At 50.4% G+C, this 1,541-nt stretch carries 2 protein-coding genes and 1 pseudogene; all 3 read left to right on the top strand.

Annotated elements, in window-relative coordinates; all coding sequences use genetic code 11:
• Window positions 1-191 precede the first annotated feature (191 nt).
• A complete protein-coding gene (locus Q0482_RS00715) occupies window positions 192-767 on the top strand; it encodes a DUF1700 domain-containing protein (RefSeq protein ID WP_299142173.1) in 576 nt (191 codons plus the stop codon).
• Window positions 760-1,077: a hypothetical protein gene (locus Q0482_RS00710; protein WP_299142169.1), complete on the top strand. Its 318-nt coding sequence runs from the start codon at window positions 760-762 to the stop codon at window positions 1,075-1,077. Before Q0482_RS00715 ends, Q0482_RS00710 begins: the two co-directional genes overlap by 8 nt.
• Window positions 1,078-1,339: 262 nt before the next feature.
• Window positions 1,340-1,541 (top strand): annotated as a pseudogene (locus Q0482_RS00705) (hypothetical protein); the annotation flags it as partial.

The raw sequence follows: 1,541 nt of genomic DNA, 5'->3' as shown, positions 1-1,541 counted from the left end.
GACCCCGACCCCGACCCCGACCTCGCCGCAGGCGCATCCCGCCCTGTTTAACTCCTGTTAATCAATTGTTCAACTATCATTTACCACACAGTACCTTGCACTGCATAGTACCGTGTGATATATTACATGTAGAGGAAAGCTTCCTGAAAATACATTGTTTCATCACTTGATTTTGAAAAGGAGTGATTTATATGACTAAAAATGAATTCATGAAAGAGCTTCGCACTTATCTGATTTACGAGCAGGCTTCTCTTCGCAATGAAATCCTGACGGATTATGAAACTTACTTTGCCATGGGCGCTGCCAACGGGCTGACGGAGGAGGAAACGGCCGCCGGGCTGGACAGTCCTTCCCGCATCGCCGCTTCCATCTGCAAAAGGGATGTTTCCCGGAAGGCCGGGCTTCTTTCCCCTTATTTCCTGCAGACCGCAGAAAGGGGCATGAAAAAGGTCCGTTCACTGTCCGGTTTCCTTCTTCCTGTCCTGCGGCATGGCAGCGCTTCTTTTATCCGCTGGTCGGGACTTTTCTCCGCCGTCCTGCTCACCCTTGCCGTCGCTCTGGCGATCGGACTTTTCGCCGGCGGTCTCACCATTTTCCCGTCCCTGCCGCCCCTTCCGGTGATGAATCCGCTGAGTCTCGGGCTTCTTGCCCTGTCGGGACTTTCGCTTTCCTATTTCCTTTATGCTGCCGGACGGAGTCTCAGCCATACCATCCTTTCTGTGAATCCCATTTCTATTCGTTCCAAAGGAGGAATGCATCATGAATAAAATCGCCCTTTCCCTTCTTCTCGGCACTGCCAGTGCCCTCCTCTTCTCCGCTTCTTTCCTATCTGCCGATGCGGCTGCCTATATGGACTGGGCCAGGGATTCCGGCCCTGCCGTCCGCCAGGAAATAAAATCCTTCAAGGCCGGACTGCCTTTCCAGTCTTTGAAAGCAGATAAGGAAAGCCGCCATACCAAAAAGGAGAAGATGAAAAAAGACGGTAAGCATGAGAAATATAACCGGGAATCTACCCGGCAGGACAGGGACATGAGCCGCCGCTCTTCCGAGTCTAAGGAAGCACTGATTAATTCATAGAGTTTCCTTTTATAAGAATTTTTATGCACTGCTTCGTCATGGGCTTCCTTAAATAGCTCGCTATTCGCGTCAGTCCATTCCTCGCATTGCATAAAAATTCAAGAATAAAAGCAAACAATGATTTAATCAGCGCTTCCCTAACGGTCTCTTCCTGAAGAAAGCCCTTCCACCGCTCCCTCTTCTTCTGCTATGATGGAACCGTAAAGACTTCTGCCGTTGGAAAACCGATTTGCAGAGTCTGATTTCAAAGAAAGGAGACACTATGATGGACGGTTTCATGAACCTGCAGGCCGCATTTCTGCTTTTCCTGCAGGAAGAGGTGCGCAGTCCTCTTCTCACCCTGGTGCTGGAGGAAATCACAGACCTGGGAAACGGCGGCTTTGTGTGGCTCCTTTCTTCCTGTCTTCTCCTCATTTCCAAAAAGACCAGGGCCATCGGCATCTGCGCTCTGCTCTCTCTCTTTC

Source organism: uncultured Dialister sp., from assembly GCF_937959425.1.
Classification (GTDB): Bacteria; Bacillota; Negativicutes; order Veillonellales; family Dialisteraceae; genus Dialister.
Note: the sequence above shows the minus strand (reverse complement) of the source record. Positions and strands in the feature narration are given on the sequence as shown.